A 24,905-nucleotide genomic window follows, 5' to 3' on the forward strand; every position below is an offset into this window, starting at 1 on the left:
CGGCCACGGGTCAGCGGCCACGACGGATGTGGGTGGACCGCCGGGCCTCGCCACGGTTGGCCGCGGGTGGCGGCGCTGCCACCGGCTGGCCCAGCGCGTCGGACATCGCCCGGATCGTCGGGTGGCTGAACAGGTCCGTCAGCGACACCTCGGTTCCCAGGACCGTCCGCAGTTCGTCGCGCAACCGGATCAGCAACAGGCTGTTGCCGCCGGCCTCGAAGAAGTTGAGGTTCGCCGGTACGGCGCGCCCGAGGACCTTCTCCCAGGCCGCCGCGATCGCCTGCCCGTCCGCCGCCATCGGCTCCGCCGCGTCCGCGCTGCTACGCGCGTCGGCCAGAACCCGCTCGATCTCGTCGTGGTCGGCCGGCAACGCGTCCAGGACGACGATCCGGTCCGGCCGTAGATAGCCGGGCAGCCGGGCGGCCAGGTGGACGGCCAGGGCACCGGGCTCGGCGGTGGCGGCGGTACGGGCGACGAGCGCGAGCAGCTCCGGTCCACCATGCTCGGGGCGCCACGGCAGCACCCGGGCCGCGGCGACCCCGGGATGCTCCAGCAGGGCGTCCTCGACCGGCCCCGGATCCACCCGCAGCCCCTGGCGCAGCAGCGGCTCGCGGGCGTCGCCGAGGATCTCGAAGCGCCCGTCCGCGGTGAGGCGGGCGAGCCGCCCGGTGGCGAACCGGCGCGCACCCGGACGGCCGGCCAGCGGGTCCGGCCGGAAGGTGGCGGCGGTGGCTTCCTCGTCGAGGTAACCGTCGGCGATCAGGTCCCCGCCGAGGAACAGTTCGCCGGCGGCGCCCGGCGGCACCGGCGTACCGTCCGGCCCGAGCACGTAGGCGCGGATTCCCGGCCGGGGACGGCCGTCGAGCAGGGCCAGCCCGCCCGCGGCGAGCGGGCCGAACACCTGATGCACCGCCCGCAGCCCGTGCCCGTCGAGCAGGCGCCGCACGGCGGCCGGCGGCACCGCGTCGACGTGGCCGGCGACCACGACGGCACCGGCCGGCAGCGCCCCGGCCAGCCGGTGGATGCCGTCGGCGGGTGCGAGGACCAGGGTGGCGTCGGCCGTGGCCGACGGTGCCGGTACGAGAGTTCCGCCCGCCGTCGTAGCCAGCAGCGCCTCGATCACGACGCTGATCGAAGCGGTCGAGCTGACCAGCGGCAGCACCACCGCCGGCGGCGAGGCGACCTCGCGCCGCAGGGTGCCCAGCACCACCGAGAGGAGTTCGTCGGACAGGACGACGGCCTGTTGCTCCGCGTCGTCGTCGTACGCGACGAACGCGGCTCCGCCGTGCCCGGCGTCGACGTCGTCCGTGGCAGTGCCGGCGGCGCCCATGTCGAGCACGTCGACCCGGGACCGGTCGAACAGCCGGGCCACGTGCGCGTCGGCCAGCACCACCCGGAAGCCCGCCTCGGACTGGGCGTTGCGCAGCTCGAAGGAGTGCCGGCCGGGATCGAGCAGCACCGCGCGTACACCCAGCCGGATCACCGCGAGCAGGGCCGCCACCAGAGCACCGGACGGCTCGCCGCACAGGGCGACCGGGTCCCCCGGCCTGACCCCGGCCGCCACCAGCCGTCCGGTGGTCGCGGCGACCGCCGCGGCCAGACCCCGATAGGTCAGCTCCGGCGTGCTTCCGGCCGCCCTGACGGCGATCACGTCCGGTGTGGTGGCCGCACGGTCCAGGACCGAGGCGACCAGGTCGTGCAGCGCGACAGGACCGGGGTCCGGCAGCGCGGCCGGACGGTTCGGCTCGTCCACCGCCGCGCGCAGTTCGACCTCGCTGAGCTGCCTCAGCTGTGACACGGTCGCGGTCGGGTCGACGGCGATCCGCGCGAGCACGGCCTCCATCCGGTCCGCGATCCGGGCGAGATCGGCCTCGGCGAAGAGGTCACGCCGGTAGTCGAGGTCCAGCCGCAGGCCGCCGAGGGTGTCGGTGCAGACCACCGACAGGTCGACCTTCATGGTGGCCGGGGCGAACTCGGTGACCGTGAGCCGCAGCTCGCCGGCCCGATGCGCCGCCCGCTCACCGGAGTAGCCGAACATGACCTGGTAGAGCTGGTTGTAGCTGGGGTCGCGGGGCACGCCGAGGGCCCGTACGACCGCGTCGAACGGCAGCTCGGGGTGCTCGTGGGCGTCGAGCAGGTCCCCGCGTACGGCACTCAGCAGCGTCAGGAACGACGGATCGCCGCCCAGGTCGCTGCGCAGCACGACCGGCCGGGCCAGATAGCCGATCAGGCCGTGGCTCTCGGTGTGGTCGCGGCCGGCCAGCGCCACGCCGGTCAGCACGTCGGCACCGCCGTAGTGGCTGAGCACGACGTCGCAGGCGGCCTTGAGCAGGATGAACATCGTCGCCCGGCGCGACCGGGCGAGCTGCCGCAGCGGCTCGACGGCGGCCGCCGGCACCACCCGGGTGTAGCGGGCGGCGGCATGGTCGGTGGTCACCGGGCGCACCCGGCCACTGGGTAGCGGGATCGCGGCCGGCGCGCCGGCCAGCCGGGCGGACCAGAACTCGACGTCCGCGTCGGGTGACCGGCCGGCGTCGCGCCGGGCGAGGTGGTCGGCGTAGTCCGGCGGCGGCCCGGCGAACGCCTGCTCCGGATCGCCCCCGGCCCGGTACAGGGCGGCCAACTCGGCGACGAACAGGTCCATCGACCAGCCGTCGAAGACCAGGTGGTGCACGGTGACCGCGAGCCGGTGCCGCCGCTCGGCGAGCCGGATCAGCTGGACCCGCAGCGGCGGCCCGGCGGTCAGGTCGAACGGCGCGCGCCCGATGGCGTCGATCTCCCGATCGGCGGCCGCCTCGTCCGGGACGTCGAGCACCGCACCCCGGAACCAGTCCAGGACGGACTCGTCGGCGGGCGGGGCGCTCAGGCAGATCCGGCCGTCGCGCCAGGCGACGCGGGCGCGCAGGGCGACGTGCCGGCGGATCAGTTGACCGAGGCAGGCGTGCAACAGGGCGTCGTCGAGCCGGCCGGCGACGTCGATGACGAAGGGGATGTGGAAGAACGGGTCACCGGGGCGGATCTGGGTCGAGATCCAGAGCCGCTCCTGTGCCGGCGACAGCGGTACGACTGTGTGGCCCACTCAGATCTGCCCGCCCTCGTCCACGATCTCGTGCAATGGCCGGCCGGCCCGGACCTGCGCCAGGATGCGGGCCTCGGCGTTCTCCACCGCGACCGCCTTCGTCAGCACCTCGAGCAGGATCTCGTCCTTGATCACGACGGTGCCGTTGCCGTCGGTGAACACCCAGTCGCCGGTGACGACCCGTACGTCGCCGATCCGGCATTCGGTGCCGGTGGCGGCGACCCGGTAGGCGCCCTGGGTGTCGGTCGGGGTGAAGTTGCTGGCGATCACCGGACGGTCCGCCGCCTCCACCACCGCCCGGTCCCGCACGGCGCCGCCCAGCACGATCGCCTCGAAGCCGACCTGCTCCAGCAGGTAGGTCACCGACATGCCGCCGGCCAGCGCGGCGTGGGTGAGCAGCTCGCCGGCGCCGCCGACGTAGATCCGGCCGGCGCCGTCCGTGATCTCCGGGACCAGGAAGTCCCGGACCTGCTGCCAGGTGCTCGGCGCCGGCTGGTGGATGGAGGCCTGCTTGCGCACCTCCACCCAGGACACGGTGTACGCGGTCCCGTAGGCCAGAGCGGGCCGGCCGGCCCGCTGCTGCAGTGTGCTGGGCAGCACGGCGGAGGTGACGCCCAGCCCGTCCAGGACGTCGACGAGCGCGCAGGTGCTCAGCTCCACGTCACCGATCGTCTTCGCGACGATGTCTCGGGTCTCTGTCATGCGCGGCCTTCCGGGATCAGAACGGCGGCCGGGCCGGACGTCCCGCGCGGTGCGGGACCGGCGAACGCGGCCGACGGGGTGGAGTGGGTGAGAACGTGCTCGTCGTAGTGGCCGAGCAGGCGGGTGGTGAGCGCGCCGGGGCGGCCGTCGCCGAACACGTGGTCCTCGACGGCCAGCACCGGACGAACGCCGGCCGCGGTGCTGGTGAGGAACACCTCGTCGGCGCCGAGCACGTCGGACACGGTGAGGTCGGCCTCCCGTACGCCGATGCCCGTCCGGCGGGCCAGGTCGATGACGGTCCGCCGGGTGATGCCGGGCAGGCAGGCCCGGGTGGTCGGGGTGAGCAGGCCGCCGTCGCGCACCAGGAACACGTTCATGCTGGTGGCCTCCGCGACGTGGTCGCGGTCGTCCAGCATGATCGCGTCGGCGAAGCCGCGGGCCGTCGCCTCGTTGTGGGCCAGCTTGGCGATCAGGTAGCTCCCGGCGGCCTTGGCGTGCGGCGGAAGGCTCTCCGGCGACGGGCGCCGACGCCTGGCGATCGCCAACCGGACACCGCCTCCGCCCGGTGCCGGGTTGGCCCACGGCCAGGCCAGGATCGCCAGGTGTGCCTGGTGCCGCTGGGTGCCGAGCCCAGCGAGGCCGTCGCCGAAGAAGGCGATCGGCCGGATGTACGCCTCCGTCAGCCCGTTCGCGGCGAGCACCTCGTAGTGCGCGGCGACAAGGGTGTCGTTGTCGTACCGGATGGGGATGTCCAGGGTGGCCGCGGAGCCGAGCAGCCGGTCGATGTGTGGTTGCAGGGCGAAGATCGACGCGGTGCCGCCGACGTCGAACGACCGCAGCCCTTCGAAGACCGAGTACCCGTAGTGCAGGCCGAAGGTGCTCAGCGTGGGCTCGGCGGTGACACCGGTGTGGATGCGGCCGTCGAACCAGACCGCCGGCTCAGCCATGCTGTCGCCGGTAGGTGCGGTTGGCGTGGATGGTGAAGCCCATCGGCACCGGACCGAAGTCCTTCACCACGGGCAGGCCCGCCTCGGCGGCGGCGACCGAGGTGGTCACGCACGCGTCCGCCGCGCCGCTGGCGACGGTCAGCGCGGCCCGTACGTTGCTGTCGACGAACCTGATCTCCGGCGTCCACGCGTCCAGCAGGTTGATCGGGGCGGGATGCGATGCGACCGTCGGCACCGGCTTGGACATGTCACCGGCCACCACCATGTGGTGGGTCGGCATCACGAAGCACTCGACCAGGGCCAGCGCGTCGAGGTTACGGAAGACGATGTGGTGCAGGTCCGGATAGACGACGCAGCCGAGCAGCACGTGTGCGGCGGGCGCCGTGGTGACCACCTCGACGGCTTCCTCCAGCGTGCCGTACAAGGTCACCCGGTGGTCGTCGATCCCCTGCCGGTCGAGCCAGTGGTGAGCCGCGGCCTCGCAGTTCGTGCCGGACGGACCGAGGGTGTGGACGTGCACCTGGGACTCCATCAGCGTCACCGTCCTCAGATCCGGTAGTCGGCGCGTACGGGGTGGAAGACGTCCAGACAGCGGGCGTCGGTGTGGGCCACGGCCGAGTGCTCGACGCCACCCGGCACCACCACGCTGTCACCCGGTCCCATCAGGAAGACCTCGCCGCCCACGCGCATCTCGAACGTGCCCTCCAGGCAGTTCACGATCTGCTCGTGCGGGTGGCTGTGGCTGGGCACCTCGCTGCCGGCCTTGACGTCCCAGATCGCCACCGTCAACTGGTCACCGTGGACGAACCGGCCCTGGTAGCCGGGGATGAGTTCGGTCGTCGTGCCGGTGGCGGGGGTGAAGTGCAGTCGTCTCATGGTCATTCGGGTCCCTCCTTCAGTGGCGTGGCGTGGCGGGTCGCGGCGCGGTCACCAGGCCGTCGATGAGCCGGCCGACCGCACCGAGCTGGTCGCGGTAGTAGAAGTGGCCACCCGGCAGCACGGTGACCTGTGCCGGGCCGTCGATCAGATCGGTCCAGGCGGCGAGGTCGGCGGCGGGGCACCGGCCGTCCTCCGCACCGCCGACGATCACGGCCCGGGTCCGCACCACCGTGGCGGCGGTGCGGGCGTCGGGGCCGTACCGCCGCGCGAGCACGAAGTCGTGTCGGATCATCGGCAGGTACAGGGCGCGGGCCTCGACGTCGGCGAGGATCTCCCGCGGCAGGTCGCCGATGTCGCCGAGGGCCGCGGCGAGCGCGTCGTCGTCCCATCGGCTGATGTCCGGCAGCCCGGCCCGGCGGTGCGGCGGCGCCGCCGCGGAGAGGAACAGGTCGGGGACGGGCCGGCCACGGTTCTGGAGCTCACCGGCGATCTCGTGGGCGAGCAGGGCGCCGAAACTGTGCCCGCCGAGGATGAGCGGACGGCCGTCGAGCGCATCCTGCACCGCGACGAGCAGGTCGCTGAGTTCGGTCACGACGCTGCCCAGGTCGGCGCTGGGCGGCTCGCTCATCCGGGTGCCGTGGCCCGGGTACTCGACCGCCAGCGCGGTGACGCCCTCCGGCAGGGCCGGGCCCCAGGCGCTGTAGGTGTGCGCGGCGCCGCCCGCATGGGGCAGCAGGACCAGCACCGCGCGCAAGGGACCGGAAGCTCCGGTCGGGGCGCACGGCCGCAGCCACCGCGACGGTGGCAGCTCGATCGCCGCGGAGTCGCCACCGCTCAGTCGTAGGCGATCCACGGCACCTCCTCCAGTGCGGCGACGGTGTCGGCCAGCTCGGCGTGGGATCCGGCGGCGCCGGTCACCGCGGCCGCGTTCGCCGCCGCGCCGAGCCGCCAGTCCGCCGGCTCCCCCGGAGCGGTCAGCACCGAGACCCGCCCGACGCGCGGCACCCGGCGCAGCGCGGACACGTTCTGGATGCTCCGCACCCGGCGGGCGTGCACCGGCGGCACGAGCAGGTAGTGGAACGCGATCGGGCTGTCCGGCGCGGGCCGCCGGCGGGCCTCGAACGGGCGGCCCAGCGCCGCGCGGACAGCGACGTCCGCCGGGTCGGCGAAGCCGGAGCGGACAGCGAGATCGTCGACCCAGGCCCCCAGGCGGCCGTTCACCTCGATCACCCGTGGACCCGCCCCGGTCAGCTTGATCTCGACGTCGGCGATGCCGGTGGTGACGCCGACCGCCTCCACCGCCCGACACGCGAGCGCCTCCACCTCGGCGACCAGGGAGTCCTCCACGAACGACCGGCCGCCGTAGCCGCCCCGCTCCCGGAACGGCTCGGCCAGCGCGAACTTGCTGGTCACGAACATCGCCTCGGCCCGCCCGGCGGAGACCGCGCAGTCCACCGCGATGTAGTCACCCCAGGGCGCGGGCGTCGGCCGGCCGACGAGCAGCTCCTCCAGCATCAGAGCCGACTCGCGGGGGCCCGGTCCGTCACCGGCGAGGGCCCGGGCCACGAACGTGTGCGCCTCCGCCACGGTGTGCACGGCGACGGTGTTCCGGCTGGACGCGCCACGTACCGGCTTGACCACGGCGGGCAGCCCGACGTGTGCGACCGCCGCGTCGACCTGGTCGGTGCCGGTGATCGTGGCGACCCGTACGGCGTCGACCCCCCGTTCGGCGAATCGCCGGCGCTGCACGTCCTTCTGGGTGATCCCGGGCAGATCGGCGAGCCGGTGGTGGGCCAGGCCGAGCCGGTCGGCGAGCCGGGCGGTCGACTCCAGCTGGAACTCGCTGAAGGTCACGATGCCGGCTGGTCGGTGCCCACTGATCAGGGAGAGCAGTTCGTCCTCGCCCGTACCGGTGGCGTCGATCGTCTCCCCGAGCATCCGCAGCGTCGGCAGCATCAGCTCGGTGTGCGCCTCGGCCTGCCGGTCCCGTACGCCGCCGCCCAGGGTCTGGGCGCCGACCAGGAAAACCAGCTCCACGTCGTTGGCCTCGGCGGCGTGAGCCAGCCGGGTGGGTGCCAGGCTGCCCCGGTCGTAGACGACGAGGAGGGTCTCGCGGTCACCCATCGCGCCCCTCCCCGGCTCCGGCGCGTGCCGGGACGTCGAATCCGCCGGCGCGGCGCGCCCGAACCAGCGCGGCGGCGAGCTCGCTCACCGTCGGGTGTTGGAAGATGGCGCGCATCGGCACGTCGAGCACGAACTCCTGTTGCAGGCGGAGGGTGACCTGGGTGGCCACCAGCGAGTCGCCGCCCAGCTCGAAGAAGTCGTCGTGCACGCCGAGTTCGTCCGCCCACAGCGCCTCCCGCCAGATGCGGGCCACCGCCCGTTCCGCGGCGGTACGCGGTTCCACCCGGCTGTGCTCTCCGCCGGGGGTGGAGGTGAGGCCGTCCCGCATCCGCGCGGCGTCGGGCAGGGCACGCTCGTCGAGCTTGCCGCTACCGGTTTGTGGCAGCTCGGGGAGCGTCAGGCAGACGGTCGGGACGAGGTACTCCGGTAGCGTGTCGGCGCACCAGCTCCGCAGGTCGGCCAGGGACAGCGGACGGCCGTCCCTGGTGACCACGAACGCGACCAGCCGGGTGTCGTCCGGCCCGAACTCGCGCGCCCGCACCGCGCACGCGGTGACGTCCGGGTGCGCGTCGAGCCGGGCCTCCACTTCGCGCGGTTCGATCCGGTGGCCGCGGACCTTCAGCTGGGTGTCGATGCGCCCGATCGCCCGCAGCCGGCCGTCCGGCGCCCACCACACCAGGTCGCCGGTCCGGTACACCGTCTCGCCGGGCGTGGCCGGTCCCCAGGTGTCCGGGACGAACAGCCGGCCGGTGAGCTCGGGCCGGTTGAGGTAGCCGCGGGCCACACCGCGGCCGCCGATCAGCAGCTCACCCGGGACGCCGGCGGGAACCAGCCGGTCCCGCGCGTCGACCACGTAGAGGGTGGTGTCGTCGACCGGCTCCCCGATCGTCACGTCGGCGGGGTCGGTGATCCGCGCGAACGTGGAGTAGATGGTGGTCTCCGTCGGGCCGTACCCGTTGATCACCTGACCGGCCACCGCGGTCATCCGGGCGGCGAGGTCCGCCGTCAGCGGCTCGCCGCCGGTCAGCGCCTGGAGGCGCTCGCGTCGCCCACCGGCCGTCAGGGCGTCGGTGAGCGGACGCCACGCGGTCGGCGTGGCCTGGACGAACCGCACGTCGTACGCGTCGATCAGCCGGACCATCTCGGCCGGGCTGCGACTCTGGTCGCGGGTCGCGACGACGACCCGCGCGCCGTTCACCAGAGGCAGGAAGATCTCGACGGTGGAGATGTCGAAGACCGGCGCGGAGCTGGCCAGTGCGGTGTCGCCGGGCCGCAACGTCACGTACCGGCCGAGCGATCGCAGCAGGTTGCCGACCGCTGCCTCGGGAACCGCAACGCCCTTGGGTTCGCCGGTGGATCCGGAGGTGTAGAGGATGTAGCCCAGCCGTCCGGTGTCGGACGGGTCGGCCGGCGGCGTCTCGGGCCAGGCCGCCAACTGCTCGCGCGCCTGCTCCGTGCCGAGCCGGACGACCGGCCGTCCCGCCGTGGCGGCGGCGGGCGTCGCGTCGTCGACAAGCACCACCGCGACGTCGGCGTCGTCCAGCAGGAACGCGATCCGGGCGGTCGGGAACCCCGGGTCGACCGGTAGGTAGCAACCGCCCGCCTTGAGCACGGCGAGCATGCTCACCACCAGGTCGATGCCCGGTGGCAGGCAGAGGGCGACCCGGACGTCGGCGCCGACGCCCCGGTCGGCGAGCAGGTGCGCGAGCCTGTTCGCCCGGGCGTCGAGTGCGCCGTAGGTGAGCCGCTGCTCCCCGCAGATCACGGCGAGCCGGGTGGGGTCCCGGCGTGCCTGCTCGCTGACGGCCCGGTGGCGCTCGGGCGCCGGCCCGTCGACGACCTGGTGAGCGGCCTGCCGCCAGCGTTGCGGCTGGCGCCGGTCGTCGTCGCTGAGCAGGTCCAGGTCGGACGGCGGGCTGTGCGGCGCGCGGTGGAGCTCCCGTACGGCCCGGCCCGCCAGCTCGGCCAGCAGCGTGGCCTGCATCGGGTCGACGGCGCCGGACCGGTGCCGCAGTTCCGCCCCTGCCTCGGTGACGGCGAGGGTGATCGGGTCGACGGCCGGGCCTCGACCAGCCGGCCGCCGTACCGCCAGCGCGGACGCGCAGTGCGCGATCAGGTCGCTGGTGGTCGGGGTGGCGGCCAGGTCGACGTCCACTTCGGTCGACTGCCCACGCAGGTCGAGCGGGAGGGTGAGCGCCTGCTGCCGGAGGGCGGCGGCACGGACGATCGCCCAGGCGGCGACCAACTCCGCGTCCGGCAGGCCGAGCTCCGCGTCGACTGGCGTGGCGAGGTTGTCCGCGCTCATCGCGGGACCCCCGCCTCGGTGTCGGCAGCCGGAGCGAGGTTGTTCTTCTCGGTGCGCGACCTGGACAACAGCACCAGGGCCGGCGGCAGCAGGACGACACCGGTGAGGACGATCGACGCGGCCGCGCCGATGGCGTTGGCCACCACGCCGCCGAGCAGGACGCCGACGATCGAGAAGTTGATCATTACTGCGTTGAGCAGGGCGATCCCTCGTCCCCGCAGGTCCTCGGGAAGGTCCCGGAGCAGGATGTTCGCCACCGGCACCTGCACCAGGCTCATGCCGAGGCCGACCAGGGCGCACCACGCGCAGACCAGGGCCACACCACTGCCCGGCCAGCGGTCGTCGATCGGCCACAGCACCAGCAGGGAGACGGCGAACAGGGCGACGGCGCCGGCCAGCAGCCCGGTCAGCGGGAGCCGCCGGACCAGGGCCGGCCCGAGGAACGCCCCGATGATCGCGCCGCCGCCGAGCATCGCCTGGGCGAGGCCGAATTCGAAGGCGGGCAGGTCGAACCCGGCCAGCAACTGCGTGTTGACGTTCGTGGTGAACAGCCCGATCGCCAGCATCACCGGGACCATCGCCCACGCCACCAGGCGCAGCGACCCGATGCTCAGCACGCCGGTGACACCGGTCCGCAGCGAACTCCAGTACTGGCCCGGCCCGGCTGCGGTCACGGTGGCCTCCTTGAGCACCGCGATGCTGCCCAGCAGGAGCGCCGAGACCACGAAGGTCACCGCGTTGACCACGAACGCCAGCTTGACCCCGGCGACCAGGATCAGGAAGCCGCCGAGCAGCGGGCCGGCCAGGTTCAGCGCCTGCACGGTGCTCTGGAACAGTGCGATGGCGACCGGGATGCTGTGCTTGCCGACGACCTTGGGGATGGCGGCCATCCGGGCGGTCTCGAACACCGCCTTGCCCAGCCCTTCCAGGAAGATCAGCACCACGAGGAGCCATGCCGAGTCCACCGCGAAGATCATCGCCAGGACGATCACCACGCGGGCGAGGTCCGCGCCGACCAGCAGCACGCGCGGCGACATCCGGTCCACCAGCGGGCCGATGAACGTGCCGAGGACCCCGGACGGCAACAGCTGCGCGATGACGATGGCGGCGATGAACAGCGCCGGCGAGTCGGTCAGGTCCGCCGCCACAAAGATCACGGTGACCTTGGCGATGCCGTCTCCCAGGAAGGAGGTGACCACCGCCAGCCAGTAGCGAATGTAGACCCTGTCCCGCAGCAGTTCTCTCACGACTCGTCCCCTAGCGCCCGGTTACGGGCATCGCTCACGACCTGTGCCACCACTCTGACGTGGGGCCACCGCACCACCGTGTAATGGTTTCCGGGCGCCTCGACCTCCCGGAACCGCCCCGCCGCGAGCGACTGCCACGCGCGGAACGGCACGAGCTCCTCGGCCTCCGCCCGGACCAGTGTCACCGGGCCGCGCAGCGGCGGCGGTTCGTACCTCCACAGCAGGCGGAGGTTCGCCAGCCACATCTCGACGACCGACGCCATCTGCGCCCGCCCGCTGTCGGCCGGCAGGTAGTTCGCCGCACGGGCGATGCGCAGCAGGTGGTCGATGTGCTCGTCGTCGCTCATCGCGCGCAGGTCGTCGACAGCCGTGTCGTCCTGGTGGTCCCAGCGCAGATTGGCGGCGATCGCCGCGACGATCTCGGCGCGGTCCGGTTCGACGTCCACCGGGGCCGGCGGGTGGGCGTCGATCAGCACCACCGACGCGGTCTCACCGGCACGTTCCAGCTCGGCGGCCACGGCATAGGCGTTGGAACCGCCATAACACCAGCCCACCAGCTCGTACGGGCCGGACGGCTGAAGCTCGCGGACCAACCCGGCGAATGCGGCCGCGCGCTGTTCGAACGTCTCGTACGGGAACCGGCCGTCGACCGGCTCGGGCGACGCCAGGGCGTACAGCGGTCGCTCGGCCGGCTCGACGAGCTCGGTGAACGGCATGTAGCAGACCACCTCGCTGCCCGCCGGATGCACGAAGAAGATGGGTGTCTCGGTGTCCGCGCCGGCCCGCAGCCGGATCGCGTGCACGTCGCCCTCCGGACGGAAGCCGTCCCGCACCATGCGGGCGAACTGCTCGACGGTCGCGCCCTGGAAGATCGCCGCCATCGGCAGGGTCACGCCGAACGCCGCCTCCAGCTCGGCCATCAGCCGCAGCACCAGCAGCGAGTGCCCGCCCAGGTCGAAGAACCGGTCGTGGACGCCGACCGGCCGGACATCGAGCACGTCCTCCCAGATCCGGGCGATCCGCAGCTCCAACGGATTGCGTGGCGCGGCGTAGCTGGCCGCGGCGCGGTCGATCGACGGCGCGGGCAGCGACGTGCGGTCCAGTTTGCCGTTGGCCGTCATCGGCAGCGTGTCGAGCACGACGACCGCGGCGGGGATCATGTAGTCCGGCAGGGTTCCGCGCAGGTCCGCGATCAGCTCGGGCGCGGTGGGGAGGTCCTCGCCGGCCGGCTCGACGTAACCGACCAGCCGCGCGTCGCCGACACGGTCCTCGCGAACGATCACCACGGCGCGTCGTACGCCGGGATGCCGCTCCAGCGCCGACTCGATCTCGCCCAGTTCGATCCGGTGTCCGCGCAGCTTCACCTGGTTGTCGTCACGGCCCAGGAAGATCAGCGTGCCGTCGCGCTGCCACCGGGCCCGGTCGCCGGTCCGGTAGAGCATGCCGCCCGTGCGGAACGGGTCGGGGAGGAACCGCTGCGCGGTCAGTTCCGGGGCGCCGCGGTAGCCGCGGGCCACGCCCGCCCCGCCGATGTAGAGGTCGCCGGGTACGCCGACCGGCACCGGCCGGCGATCCGCGTCCAGCACGTAGACCTGGGTGTTCGCCAGCGGCCGGCCGATCGACACCGGCCCGCCTTCGGCCGGGATGGGCCAGATGGTCGACCAGATCGTGGTCTCGGTGGGCCCGTACACGTTCCAGGCGCGACCGGGTAGCGAACCCATCTCGGCGGCCAGGGTGGGCGGCAGCGCCTCGCCGCCGACCAGCATCCGCAGGCCGGCCGGGTTGCGCCAGCCGGCGTCGAGCAGCAGCCGCCAGGTCGTCGGCGTCGCCTGCATCACGGTGGCGCCGCACTCGGCCAGCGCCCGCGCCAGCCGACCGCCCTCGCGGGTGTCCGCCCGTGGCAGCACCGTGACGGTGGCTCCGGCCAGCAGCGGCCCGAACAGTTCGAAACCTGCGATGTCGAAGGTGACCGGGGTGACCGCGGCCAGCACCTCGCCGGCTTCCACGCCGACCCGGTCGTTGAGGTCGAGCAGTACGTTGATCAAGTTGCCGTGGGTGATCTCCACGCCCTTCGGCGTGCCGGTCGAACCGGACGTGTACATCACGTACGCCAGCCGTCGGCCGTCACCCGACGCGGACGGCTCCTGCTCCGTCTCCCGCTGCGGCAGGTCGTCCAGGAGGAGCACCTCGGGCGCCGGCACACCGTCGCTGTGCTCCGCCGTGGTGATCACGACGCGCGCGTCGGAGCGCTCGACGATGCCGGCCAGCCGCTCGCGTGGGTGCGACGGATCGAGCGGAAGGTACGCGCCGCCCGCCCAGAGGACGCCGAGAAGCGCCGCCACCAGGTCGCAGGAGCGCTCCAGTCCGACGCCGACCACGACCTCCGGGCCGACCCCGAGCAGCCGCAGCCGCCGCGCGATCACCGCCGCACGATCGATCAGCTGCTGGTACGTCCACTGTTGCGTACCGCACCGGACCGCGACCGCGTCCGGTGTGCGCAGCGCCCGTTCGCGGACGAGCCGGTCGACCGTGGCGTCGGGGTCCCGCTCGGCCGCCGTCGCGTTCCACTCCACCACCACCTGGTGCACCTGCTCGGCGTCCATCAGCTGGTAGTCGGCGACGGTGCGCCCCGGGTCCACGACGAGCTGCTCCAGCAGCTGGACGACCTGCTCGCCGATCCGCTCCACCGTTTCGGCGTCGAACAGGTCGGTGTTGTACTCCAGCAGGCCGTAGAAGTGGTCGTCGCCGAGCGAACGATCGTCGAAGAAGCCGAGGGTGATGTCGTCCTTCGCGGTGAGGTTGTCCAGCATGACCGTCTCGGTGCGCAGTCCGTGCAGCGGCACGCGTTCCTCGTGCACGAAGTCGACGTAGATGAACGTCGACTGGTAGACCGGGTTCCGGCTCGGGTCGCGTTGCACGTCGAGTGCGTCCAGCAGCACCCCGAACGGCACATCGTGATGGTCGAACCCACCCAGCACGGCCGTCCGGGCCTCGCCGAGCAGCTCCCGGAAGCTCATCTCCGGGCGCACCCGCACACGCAGCGGCAGCATGGTGAGGAAGTAGCCGATCATCGACTCGGTCTCCGGCCGCCCCCGGGTCGACGAGGTGGTGCCGACCACGACGTCCTCCTGGCCGGACAGCCGGTGCAGCAGCAGCTGCCAGGCGGCCAGCAGGACGACGTTCACGGTCACGTTCTCCGCGCGGGCCAGCTCCCGGATCGCCGCGGTGAGTTCCGGCGTGAGGCGGAACTGGTGACGCGCGCCGTGGAAGGTCTGCACCGGCGGGCGCGGCCGGTCGGTGGGCAGCTCCAACGCCGGCGCGGCCCCGGCGAGCTGTTCCCTCCAGTACGGCAGGTGCCGGGTCGCCACCTCCCGGCTCAGCCAGCCGGGCTGCCATTCGGCGTAGTCGCCGTAGTGCAGCTCCACCGGTCGCAACGTGTGCGCGCGCCCGGTGGCGTGCGCGTTGTACAACTCCGGGAACTCGGCGTTGAACACGGTGAGCGAGGCCCGGTCCCAGATCAGATGGTCGACGGTGCCGAGCAGCATGTGTTCGTCGTCGGCGATCCGCAGCAGGCGGATCCGCATCAGCGGGCACACCGTCAGGTCGAACGGCGTACGGATCTCGTCGAGCGCGAGCCGCTGCGCCACCGCCTCCCGCTCGTCCCGCGGCACGTGCCGCAGGTCGGTCACCACCACATCGACCGGAACCTGCTCGTGCACGACCGCCCGGGGCCGCCCGTCCACTGCCACGAACGTGGTCCGCAGCGGCTCGTGCCGGGCGACGAAGTCGCCGACCGCCCGGCGTAACGCGTCGAGATCCAGCCGCCCGGTGAGACGCGCGGCGAAGAAGATGTTGTACGCCGGGTCGTCCGGGTCGAACTGGTGGATCAGCCAGATCCGCTCCTGGTCGACGGTGAGCGCGTGGCCGCCGATGTCCCTACGGCGGGTGACCGGCGGCACCTCGGGCGCCCGCGCACCCTTCTCCCGCAACCGGCGGTCGAGCACCGCCCGTTGTGCCGGAGTCAGCTGCGCCAGCCGTTGTGCGAGCTCGGTCATGCGACACCCCGGGTCCCCTGGTAGCGGTTCTTCAACTCGGTCAGGTGGGTCAGTCCCTCGATCACCAGGTCGGGCGCCACACCGAAGTCCACGAGGCAGGCCACCTCGTCGATGTCCAGGTCGATCAGGTCCTCGACGAAGCTCTCACCGGTGTCCGGCGTCCCGAGCAGTGCCAGATGGTCGAAGTACCGGTCGAAGGTGGCCGACAGCATCACCTCACGCTCGGCTTCGGACAGCAGCGCGTACCCGCTGCCGGTGCTGTCCTGCTGGCGCAGGAACGTGCCGAGGTAGTCGATCAGCGGGCGGCGGACGATCTCGCGTACCTCGTCGAGATCCGAGCCGAGGAAGGTGTGCACCATCGCGGTGACCACGCCGGCGTCCGGGTCGTGTCCGGCGTCGGCGCGTGCCTGCCGGTAGGCGGCGATCTTCGCCTTGACCTGCTCCGGCTGCTGCGCGACCAGTCCGGTGAGCAGATTCGCGCCGACCCGGCCGGCTTGCACGAACGTGTCGATGCTGCCCTGCGAGGAGACCCACACCGGTAGCCGCGGCTGGATCGGGCGCGGCAGGGTGCGCACGGCGGTCGGTGTGCCGGTGATGCCGGGCATCTCGACGGTCTCACCGGCCCACAGTCGCTGCACCGTCTCCAGCCGGCTGAACATCACGTTCTTGCGGTCCTGGTAGACCTGGGCGCCGTCGCCGGGGGCGAGGACGAAGTCGTCCGGATGCCACCCGGAGGCCGCCGAGATCGCCACCCGGCCGTGGGAGAGGTTGTCCACCACCGACCATTCCTCGGCGATCCGGGCCGGGTGGTGCAGCGGCAGCGCGACGCTGCCGGCACGGATCTGGATCCGTTCGGTGGCGACGGCGAGCGCCGCCGCGATCACCGACGGGTTCGGGTAGAGACCGCCGAAGTCGACGAAGTGCCGCTCCGGCACCCAGATGCCGGCGAATCCCTCCCGGTCGGCTATCCGGGCGCACTCCAGCAACAGGTCGTAGCGGTTCTCCTCGACGCTGGACCCGTCCCCGGAGAAGAAGAAGACGCTGAAGTCCATCGTGCTGCCCGGGCGTCGCCGGCGGCGGGGGGCGGCCGGGCCGCTCGCCTGCGGGACGGCCGGGACCGGTCCGGCGGCGGCCGCCCGCTCACGGCGGCGACGCTCGAATGCCGCACGCTGCTGCGGGGTCAGGGTGGCGAGTCGCCGCTGGAGCTCGTCGCGGGACGCCGTGGCCTCAGCCATGGTCGCTCGCCAGCAGCGCTTCGAGTTCCTCGGGTGACATGGCTTCGACCTCGTCGAGCATGCTCGCTATCTCCTCGTCGGCCAGTGCTCGGGTCTGATGGGCACGGATTGCGGCGGCCAGACCCGCCACGGACGGCGCCTCGAAGATCACGCTCATCGGCAGCGGGCCGAAGATCTGCCGGAGCCGGGCGACCACCTGGATGGCGAAGAGCGAGTTGCCGCCGACGGTGTAGAAGTCGGTGTCCGGCTCGTCGAGAGTGACGCCGAGCACCTCCCGCCAAACGGTTGCGACCTGCTGAGCCACCTCGTCGTCCGGCCACAGCCGGGCGGGGTCCCAGCCTGGATCGGCCGCCTCGCCGGGTGCCACGACCGCCGAGGCGAACCCTGCGGCGGTCAGCTGCAGTTGCTCGCTGAGCACGTCCCGCAGATCGCGGGTGGAGACGAGCACCGACGGCAGCCCACCGGCCAGCGCGGCCTCGGTGCGCTCCAGCCCTTCGGCGACCGGAATGCCGTACCGGCGGCGCTGCCGCTCGTAGTCGGCCCGGATCTCCGGCAGACCCGCCATCTGCTGTTCGAACCAGTCGTCCCAGCTCCACTGTCCCCAGTGCAGGGCGGTGACGGTACGCCCAGGCACGTCGTGCGTGTGGGCGTAGGCCTCCAGGAAGGCCGCCACCGCGCAGTTCTCGAGCTGCCCGAACCCGCCGACCACGCCCGTGATGGAGGAGCCGAGCAGCAGGAAACCGTCGAAGCCGTCGCCGGTCATCTGGTCCAGGGCCGCGCCCAGCAGCAACGTGGTGCGCACCCGGGCGTTCAGGGTGGCCATGATGTCGGTCGCCGATTTCATCGCGACCATGCCGGAGGCCCGGTGGTCGAGCAGGTGGAACACGCCGTCCAGCCGGCCCAGCCGGACCAGCGCCTCCTGGATCACGGCGGTGACCTGCACCGCGTCCAGCAGATCGGCGGTGAGCAGCGTCAGCTGCCCCCGGGCCCGCTCCTGCAGGTCGGTGAGCCGAGCCCGCCGGTCCTGCGGGGGTGCGGCCGGCTCGGTCACGCCGACCACCCGCGCCCCGCGGGCGATCAGTTCCTCGGCCACCATCAGCCCGGTCTCGGTGTCGGCGCCCAGCAGCAGGTAGCCGCCGTCCGGACGCCACACCGCCACGCCGCCGGCCAGCTCGACGGGAGCGAACGCCCGGCGCCACCGGAAGCCGTCACGGTAGGCGACGAACAGGTCGTCGGGCACCGCGGCCAGCAGTTCGCCGGTCAGCGTGGTGGCCAGTTCGGCCCACCGGGCCTCCGCACCGGGCGGCGGCAGTTCCACGTCGACGCCGCGGCAGCGCAGGCCGGTGAACTCCTGCGGCAGCACCGTCACCGCCCCGAGGACGGTGGCCCGCTCGGGGCGGACCGGAACGGACCCGGCGACCTCCTGCAACCGGTCGGTCAGCACGACGACGCCGAGCCCGTCCAGGTGGCCCAGTTCGTTGAGCGCCTGCGCCAGCCCGACCAGGCCGAGCAGGCCGCGACCCTGCACGAGGTCGAAGGAGCCGATCGCATCGCCCGCGTCGGCGCCGAGGATCGCCCCGGCGTGCAGCACCCGGCTCGGCAGCCGACCCTCGGCGGCCAGCCCCTGCACCAGCCGCTGTGCCTCCTGCGGATCCGTCAGGGCGGACGCCGTGACGGACTCGACCTCGTGCCCGGCCGCCCGCAACAGCACACCGATGCGGTGTGCGAGCCCGACCTCGTCCTCGATCACCAGCCAGGTCTCCGGCGTCCCCGCCGGGTCGGCGGCCACCCGGCCGCCGCGATGCCACACCGGCGCGTACGTCCAACGCAGCGGCTCGGCCGGCTCGTCGGTCCGTCCGTCGGCGGGATCACGGCGCGGCAGCGCGTGTTCCTGGCGGTCGAACTCCAGGCCGGGCAGCGGAACCACCCGGCCCGCGCAACCCTGGGCAGCCCAGTCGATCTCCACGCCGGCCCGCCACACCGCGGCGAGCGGCGACGGCGGCCGGTCGCGTCGCGCGAGCAACGGCACCAGGGCCGCGGTCGTTCCGGTCAGCCGGGCCATCGCGGTCAGCGCCGACCCGGGGCCGGCCTCCACCAGTACGCGCCGGTCGTCGCCGGTGCCGAGCAGCCCGGACAGGCCGTCCCCGAACCGGACCGGCTGGCGCAGATGCGCGACCCAGTAGTCCGGGGAGGTGGCCTGCTCGGCGGTGATCAGGCGACCGGTCACGTTGGAGGCGAACGGACGTCGCGGCGCGGTGCGGGTGACGTCGGCGACGACCGCGGCGAACTCGGCCAGGATCGGGTCCATCAGCGTGGTGTGGAAGGCGTGGGACGTCGCCAGTGGGCGGACCGGCACGTCCCGTTCGGCGAGCAGCCGCTCGGCGGCGGCGATCTGGTCGTCGGTGCCGGCCAGTACGCACAGCTCGGGGCCGTTCACGGCGGCGATCGTGCCGTGGTCCCGGACCACCGTGGCGAGTTCCTCCGGGCCGAGCGCCACCGAGATCATCCGGCCGGGGGTGGCCCGTTGGACCAGGGCACCACGGGCGGCGACGATCCGGGCCGCGTCCGGCAGGCTGAACACCCCGGCCAGGCAGGCCGCGACGTACTCACCGAGACTGTGCCCGATCATCGCGGCGGGTTCGATCCCGGCGTCGAGCAGCAGCCAGCCCGTCGCGTATCCCACGCTGAAGACCGTGGGCTGGGTGTACTCGGTCTGCCCGAGCAGCTCCTCGTCGTCGCCGAAGGCGACCTCGCGCACATCGAAGCGCAGATGCGGCCGAAAGGCCTCGGCGCACTCGTCCATCGCCCGCCGGAACGCCGGCTCGTCGCGATAGAGGTCGGCACCCATCCCGGCGTACTGGCTGCCCTGGCCCGGGAACATCAGGACCACGCCAGGCGGCTGGTCGTCGTCGGCGCCGACGGTGTCCACGTCCTGCGGGGTGAGCGCGTTCAGGGCGCTGATCGCCTCGTCGAGGTCACGGGCCACCACGGAGGTGCGAGCCGTCAGCGGGCGGCGCCGCCGCTGGAGCGTGTGGGCCACGTCGGCGAGCGAGACCGGATGCGGACCGGCGAGCACGGCCGCCACCTTGCCGGCGGTGGTGAGCAGACCCTCGGCGGTACGCCCGGACAACGGCAGCACCCGCCTCCCGGCGCCGTCGTCGGCGGCTTCCGCGCGCGCGGGCGCCGCCTGGAGCACCACGTGGGCGTTCGTGCCGCCGACGCCGAAGGCGCTGACCCCGGCCCGGCGCGGCGCCCCGGCCGGCGGGGACGGCCACCCCGAACTCTCGCCGCGGACACGGAACAGCGCCGGGTCGAGCTTGAGCTGCGAGCTGGATTCCCGGAAGTGGGCCGTGCCCGGGACGATGCCGTACCGCATCGCCAGCACCGTCTTGATCAGGCCGGCGATGCCGGCCGCGGCGTCCAGGTGGCCGATGTTCGACTTGACGCTGCCGAGCAGGCACGCCTCGGCACGCGGGGTACGGGCGAACACCTCGGTCAGCCCACGCACCTCGATCGGATCGCCGAGCGGCGTCCCGGTGCCGTGTGCCTCGACGTACTGCACGTCGGCCGGGGTCACGGCGGCGACGGCCAGCGCCTCGTCGATCGCCGCGGCCTGTCCCGCGCTCGAAGGCGCGGTGAATCCGATCTTCGTGCTGCCGTCGTTGTTCACGGCCGAGCCGATGATCAGCGCATCGATGTGGTCCCCGGCGGCGAGCGCGTCCTCGAGCCGCTTGAGCACCACGACGCCGACGCCGTCGCCGGAGACGGTGCCGCCGGCCTCGGCGTCGAACGGACGGCACGACCCGTCCGGGGACAGGATCGAACCCTCCTCGTACCGGTAGCCGCGCGGGTCCAGCGACCGGATCGCCGCACCGCCGGCGAGAGCGGTGTCGCACTCGCGGGTGAGCAGGCTCTGCACCGCGAGGTGCACGGCGACCAGGGACGAGGAACAGGCCGTCTGGACGGTCAGGCTGGGACCGGTGAGGTTCAGCTTGTACGACACCCGCAGCGCCAGCATCCCCGGGTCGGTGCCGATCACCCGTTGCAGCTCGTCAGAGCCCCGCTCGGCGGCGTCCCGCGGCGGCATCCGCTGCTCCAGATAGGCGCTGGACGAAGCGCTCAGGAACACCCCGATCGGCTCCCGCGTGCCGCGCGGCGGATATCCGGCCCGTTCCAGCGCCTGCCAGCAGGTCTGCAGGGCCAGCCGGTGCTGCGGGTCCATCATCGCCGCCTCGGCGGGCGAGTAGCCGAAGAACGAGGCGTCGAACTCGGCCCACCCGTCCAGCGGATAGCCCACCGGAACGTGTCCGTCGGCATCGATCTCGTGCGCGGGAACGCCCGCGGCGAGCAACTCGTCACGGGTGAACCGGGTCGCGGCGACACCGCCGTCGACGATCAGCCGCCAGAACGCCTCGACGTCCGGAGCTCCGGGGAAGCGGCCGCTCATGCCGATGACGGCGACGGCGTTGTCCGGGATCATGCCCGCGCCTCCAGCACCGGCGCGGCGTCCGCCTCCGCGGCCAGCAACCGCACCGTCGGCGCGTCGAATATCGTCCGCAGCGAGACAGGCATCTCCCAGCGTTCCTGGGCCAAGGCGGCCACCTGTACGGCAAGCATCGAATGCCCTCCCAACTCGAAGAAGTCGTCGTCCAGGCCCACCCGGTCCAGGCCGAGGACCTCGGCGAAGATCTCGGCGAGCCGCTGCTGCGCCAGTGACGACGGGGCGACCAGCGGTGTGGACAGTTCCGGACGTTCCGCGCTCGCGGCGGGCAGCGCGGCGACGTCGATCTTTCCGTTCGGGGTCAGCGGCAGACGGTCCAGCACCATGTACAGCGCCGGCAGCATGTACTCCGGAAGCGTGCGGCTCAGGTGGGCCCGCAGGTCCGGCGGCGCGGGCGCCTCCGCGCCCGTGGGAACCAGGTAGGCGACCAGCCGGGGTTCGGCCGCCCCGTCCGGATCGAGGATCACCACGGCCTCGTGCACCGCGGGATGCCCGCGCAGCCCGGCCTCGATCTCCCCCAGTTCGATCCGGTAGCCCCGCAGCTTCACCTGGTGGTCGAGCCGGCCCAGGTATTGCAGTTCCCCGTCCGGCCGCAGCAGACAGCCGTCACCCGAGCGGTAGAGCCGCGCGCCGTCCGGGCCGTCCACGAATCTGGCCGTGGTGAGGTCGGGCCGGCCGACGTAACCGCGTGCCACTCCGGCACCGCCGACGTGGAGCTCGCCCGGCTCACCCGGCGCGACACTCTCCCCCTGCGGGCCGAGGAGGACGGCCGTCCAGTTCTCCAACGGCCGGCCGATCAGGCTGGCCTCCGGCTCGGCGAGGTCCGCCAGGGTGATCCGCCGCCACGTGCTGTGCACCGTGGTCTCGGTGATGCCGTACATGTTGACCAGCGCCGGCTGTTCGTCACCGTGCCGCCGCATCCAGGCGCCGACCATGCCCGGGGTGAGCGACTCGCCGGCGAAGATCAGCCAGCGCAGGGTACGGACCGGCGCCGGCGCGGCGTCCTCGTCGTAGCGGGACAGCTGGCGGAACGCGGCGGGTGTCAGGTTGACCACCGTGACGCCCTCCCGGGCCAGCAGGGCGTGGAAGGCCGCCGGCGACCGCCGCACCTCGTTCGGCACGACGACCAGCCGGGCGCCGTGCAGCAGCGCGCCCCACATCTCCCACACCGAGACGTCGAAGGCGAGCGACGCGAAGAGGGTCCACACGTCGTCCGGTCGGAAGTCGAACCGGGCGCTGGTGCTACCCAACAGCGCCACCAGGTTGCGGTGTTCGACCATGACGCCCTTCGGCGTGCCGGTCGACCCGCTGGTGTAGATGATGTACGCGAGGTGCTCCGGCCGGACCTCCACCGGCGGCGGCTGCGTGTCCTCGCCCGAGGTCTCCTCGTCGGAGCTGTCGAGCAGGATCGATCGCGCGATCCCGAACGTCCGCTCCCGCTGGTCGGTGACCAGCAGGGTCGCGCCCGAGTCGCCGCAGATGAAGGCCAGCCGCTCGTCCGGGTGCTCAGGATCGAGCGGCACGTACGCCCCGCCCGCCTTGAGCACGCCGAGCAGCGCGACGACCGCCTCGGCCGACCGTTCGACACAGACGGCGACCGGCACATCCGGCCCGACGCCGAACCGGCGCAGCCGGTGGGCCAGGCCGTTGGCCCGCCGGTCCAGGTCGCGGTAGGTCATGTCGTGGCCGTCCCGGGTGACCGCGACGGCGTCCGGCCGAGCGTGCACCTGCCGGGAGAACAGCTCATGGACGCAGGCCCGTAGGCCCGGCTCCAGCCGCGTCATCAGAACTCCACACGTTCGGACTTGTCGAATCCACTCGGCCCGTGGAGGTCCACGGCCGCCGCCGGGTCCGCCACGAACGCCTTCAGTTGGGCGCGGAAGGCACCCAGGATCGCGGTCGCCGTCTCCGCGGTGTACAGGTCGGTGTCGTACTCCAGCTCGAGCCGCATCGCGGGGCCGGTGGCGACGGCGTACAAGCTCAAGTCGTACTTGGCCGTCCCCGCGGGCCGGCTCACCGTGAGCGTGGTGTCGGCCAGCCCCGCGAAGCGGACCGGCGGACCGCTGACCTGGTACGACAACATGACGGTGAGCGGCTGCACGTTGCGGCGGGTGAGCGTGCGCATCAGGTCCTCGAACGGCACGTCCTGCCGCTCCAGGGCACGCCACGCCGACTCCGCCGCGCCGGCGATCACCCCGGCGCCGGTGCTGCCGTCCGGCACCGTGACCGCCACCGGCACCATGTTGATGAAACAGCCCACGACGTCGTGGCACTCCGGAAGCAGACGCCCGGCGGCGGGCGTCCCGACGACGACATCCGGACGTCCGGCGGCCCGGCGCAGCACGACCGCGAGGGCCGCGAGCAGCACCGCGAACGGCGTCACCCGCTGCTGCCTGGCCAGGCCGAGCACTCCCGCTGTCAGGCTCTCGTCGAGCGCCACGGCCACCGCGTCACCCTGGAACCGGGGAGACCGGGGCCGCGGGAAGTCGGTGGGCAGTTCCAGCGGGAACGGCATCCCGCTCAGCTGCGCGGCCCGCTCGGCGACAGCCCTCCGCCGGGCCTCGGAGATGGCCGCCGCCGCATCGGCGCGAGCGAACTCCGCGTACTGGCGGGCGGCCGGCGGGGTCGGAGCCGGGCCCGGGCCGGCGTACCGGCTGTACAGGGCGCCCAGTTCCCGGCTGAGCAGATCGAGTGTCAGGCCGTCCACGGCGATGTGCTGGAACGTGCTGATCAGGATGTGTCGGTCGGGCGCGCGGCGGACCAGCACGAACCGGACGGGCAGGTCCCGCTCCAGCCGGAACGGGATCCGCGCCTGCGCTTCGGCCAGCCGGTCCACCTCGGCTTCCGTGGACGCGTCGACCCGCGACACGTCAGCGGGCCCCGCCGGCCGGACCGCGACGGACGGCACACCCGAGCGCGCCGGGTAGTAGGTCCGCAGGATCTCATGCCGGGCAAGGAGGTCGGTAAGCGCCGCGTGCAGAGCCTCGACGACGAGTGGGCCCGTCAGTTCCAACCTGGTCGGCACGTTGTAGACGGTTGAGGACGGGGAGAACTGCTGCATGAACCAGATGCGCCGCTGAGCGCCGGACAGCGGCACCTCCTCATCGGCCGGGCGATCGGGCCGGGGCTCGTCGTCAGCCGTTCCGGCGACGGAACGGCTGACGAGCGCCGTCTGCACGAGAACGCCGAGGGCAACCAGGGAGTCCGCGGTGGCGATTTCACACTCGGTCAACTCGATCCCGAAGACGGCGTTGACGTCACCCGTGACGCCCGCGGAGATCGCTCCTGTGGTGTTTCCGCCGACTATGTCCTCGAGCTCCTCGAGCACATAGTCGGAAACTTCCAGGCATGGATCAGACACGCGGCCTCCCCCCGTCGCCCACCAGGAGGAACACTTACACACCGCCTCAACTTGATCAACCAGTTACATGTATTAATCCGACGGTGGAATCTGGGGGCATGCCGCCCGGACGACCGCTTCCGCCGTTGCGACACAGCGTGACCCTTCCGCGCCGTTCCGCTGACTGGCCACATGGGGACAGCCGCAGCCACCAGGGCATCGCCGGAGGTCCGGGGCCGGGCGATGGGCTACCCCGCGACTACCCTCTGTGGCCCTTCCGCTGACGCGGGAAGGGACCCGCGCACTCCCCACGCCGCCCGGGGAATCCACGAATTAAGAACATTATGAAATGTGTCACACCGCGACCCGGCTCCCCGGACCGCGAGCCGGGCCGGCGATGAGCACGATCACCCAGCGTACGACCACACCCAGCACGATCATCGCGGTCGCGGTCCACGTTGGTCGCGTCGTACCCGTCGCTCGGCGTGGGC

The 24,905-nt window shown here is 72.9% G+C and carries 14 protein-coding genes; all 14 read right to left on the reverse strand.

What is annotated here, in order from left to right; all coding sequences use genetic code 11:
- Positions 1-10 precede the first annotated feature (10 nt).
- The 14 genes from ACTMS2_RS14890 to ACTMS2_RS14955 are packed head-to-tail and all read right to left on the reverse strand — an operon-like array spanning position 11 to position 24,402.
- Positions 11-3,079, reverse strand: coding sequence for a condensation domain-containing protein (locus tag ACTMS2_RS14890; protein WP_441175880.1), 3,069 nt, complete (start codon positions 3,077-3,079; stop codon positions 11-13).
- Positions 3,080-3,781, reverse strand: coding sequence for a hypothetical protein (locus ACTMS2_RS14895; RefSeq protein ID WP_441175881.1), 702 nt, complete (start codon positions 3,779-3,781; stop codon positions 3,080-3,082).
- On the reverse strand, positions 3,778-4,728 hold the full coding sequence (locus ACTMS2_RS14900; protein ID WP_441175882.1) for an aminotransferase class IV: 951 nt from the start codon (positions 4,726-4,728) through the stop codon (positions 3,778-3,780). Before ACTMS2_RS14900 ends, ACTMS2_RS14895 begins: the two co-directional genes overlap by 4 nt.
- Positions 4,721-5,260 (reverse strand): hypothetical protein, encoded by a 540-nt coding sequence (locus ACTMS2_RS14905; RefSeq protein ID WP_441175883.1) that lies wholly within the window; start codon positions 5,258-5,260, stop codon positions 4,721-4,723. Before ACTMS2_RS14905 ends, ACTMS2_RS14900 begins: the two co-directional genes overlap by 8 nt.
- 14 nt (positions 5,261-5,274) lie before the next feature.
- The gene (locus tag ACTMS2_RS14910; protein WP_441175884.1) at positions 5,275-5,610 is read right to left on the reverse strand and encodes a cupin domain-containing protein; all 336 of its coding nucleotides are present in this window, start codon (positions 5,608-5,610) and stop codon (positions 5,275-5,277) included.
- 13 nt (positions 5,611-5,623) lie between these two features.
- Positions 5,624-6,460 (reverse strand): thioesterase II family protein, encoded by an 837-nt coding sequence (locus ACTMS2_RS14915; protein WP_441175885.1) that lies wholly within the window; start codon positions 6,458-6,460, stop codon positions 5,624-5,626.
- The gene (locus ACTMS2_RS14920; RefSeq protein ID WP_441175886.1) at positions 6,442-7,731 is read right to left on the reverse strand and encodes an ATP-grasp domain-containing protein; all 1,290 of its coding nucleotides are present in this window, start codon (positions 7,729-7,731) and stop codon (positions 6,442-6,444) included. The genes ACTMS2_RS14915 and ACTMS2_RS14920 overlap by 19 nt, the downstream gene beginning before the upstream one ends.
- Positions 7,724-10,036: a non-ribosomal peptide synthetase gene (locus ACTMS2_RS14925; protein ID WP_441175887.1), complete on the reverse strand. Its 2,313-nt coding sequence runs from the start codon at positions 10,034-10,036 to the stop codon at positions 7,724-7,726. The genes ACTMS2_RS14920 and ACTMS2_RS14925 overlap by 8 nt, the downstream gene beginning before the upstream one ends.
- Positions 10,033-11,283: an MFS transporter gene (locus ACTMS2_RS14930; RefSeq protein WP_441175888.1), complete on the reverse strand. Its 1,251-nt coding sequence runs from the start codon at positions 11,281-11,283 to the stop codon at positions 10,033-10,035. Before ACTMS2_RS14930 ends, ACTMS2_RS14925 begins: the two co-directional genes overlap by 4 nt.
- Positions 11,280-15,338 carry a non-ribosomal peptide synthetase gene (locus ACTMS2_RS14935; RefSeq protein ID WP_441175889.1) on the reverse strand — a complete coding sequence of 1,353 codons (4,059 nt, stop codon included), beginning with the start codon at positions 15,336-15,338 and terminating at the stop codon, positions 11,280-11,282. Before ACTMS2_RS14935 ends, ACTMS2_RS14930 begins: the two co-directional genes overlap by 4 nt.
- The gene (locus ACTMS2_RS14940) at positions 15,335-16,573 is read right to left on the reverse strand and encodes a MupA/Atu3671 family FMN-dependent luciferase-like monooxygenase (RefSeq protein WP_441175890.1); all 1,239 of its coding nucleotides are present in this window, start codon (positions 16,571-16,573) and stop codon (positions 15,335-15,337) included. Before ACTMS2_RS14940 ends, ACTMS2_RS14935 begins: the two co-directional genes overlap by 4 nt.
- Positions 16,566-21,053, reverse strand: a complete 4,488-nt coding sequence (locus tag ACTMS2_RS14945) for a type I polyketide synthase (RefSeq protein WP_441175891.1) — start codon at positions 21,051-21,053, stop codon at positions 16,566-16,568. Before ACTMS2_RS14945 ends, ACTMS2_RS14940 begins: the two co-directional genes overlap by 8 nt.
- Entirely contained in the window at positions 21,050-22,858 is a 1,809-nt protein-coding gene (locus tag ACTMS2_RS14950; protein WP_441175892.1) for an amino acid adenylation domain-containing protein, read from the reverse strand. The genes ACTMS2_RS14945 and ACTMS2_RS14950 overlap by 4 nt, the downstream gene beginning before the upstream one ends.
- The gene (locus ACTMS2_RS14955; protein ID WP_441175893.1) at positions 22,858-24,402 is read right to left on the reverse strand and encodes a condensation domain-containing protein; all 1,545 of its coding nucleotides are present in this window, start codon (positions 24,400-24,402) and stop codon (positions 22,858-22,860) included. Before ACTMS2_RS14955 ends, ACTMS2_RS14950 begins: the two co-directional genes overlap by 1 nt.
- Between the last annotated feature and the right edge of the window lie 503 nt (positions 24,403-24,905).

The sequence above is a fragment of the Micromonospora sp. SD12 genome, assembly GCF_052068495.1.
GTDB classification, from domain to species: domain Bacteria; phylum Actinomycetota; class Actinomycetes; order Mycobacteriales; family Micromonosporaceae; genus Micromonospora; species Micromonospora echinofusca.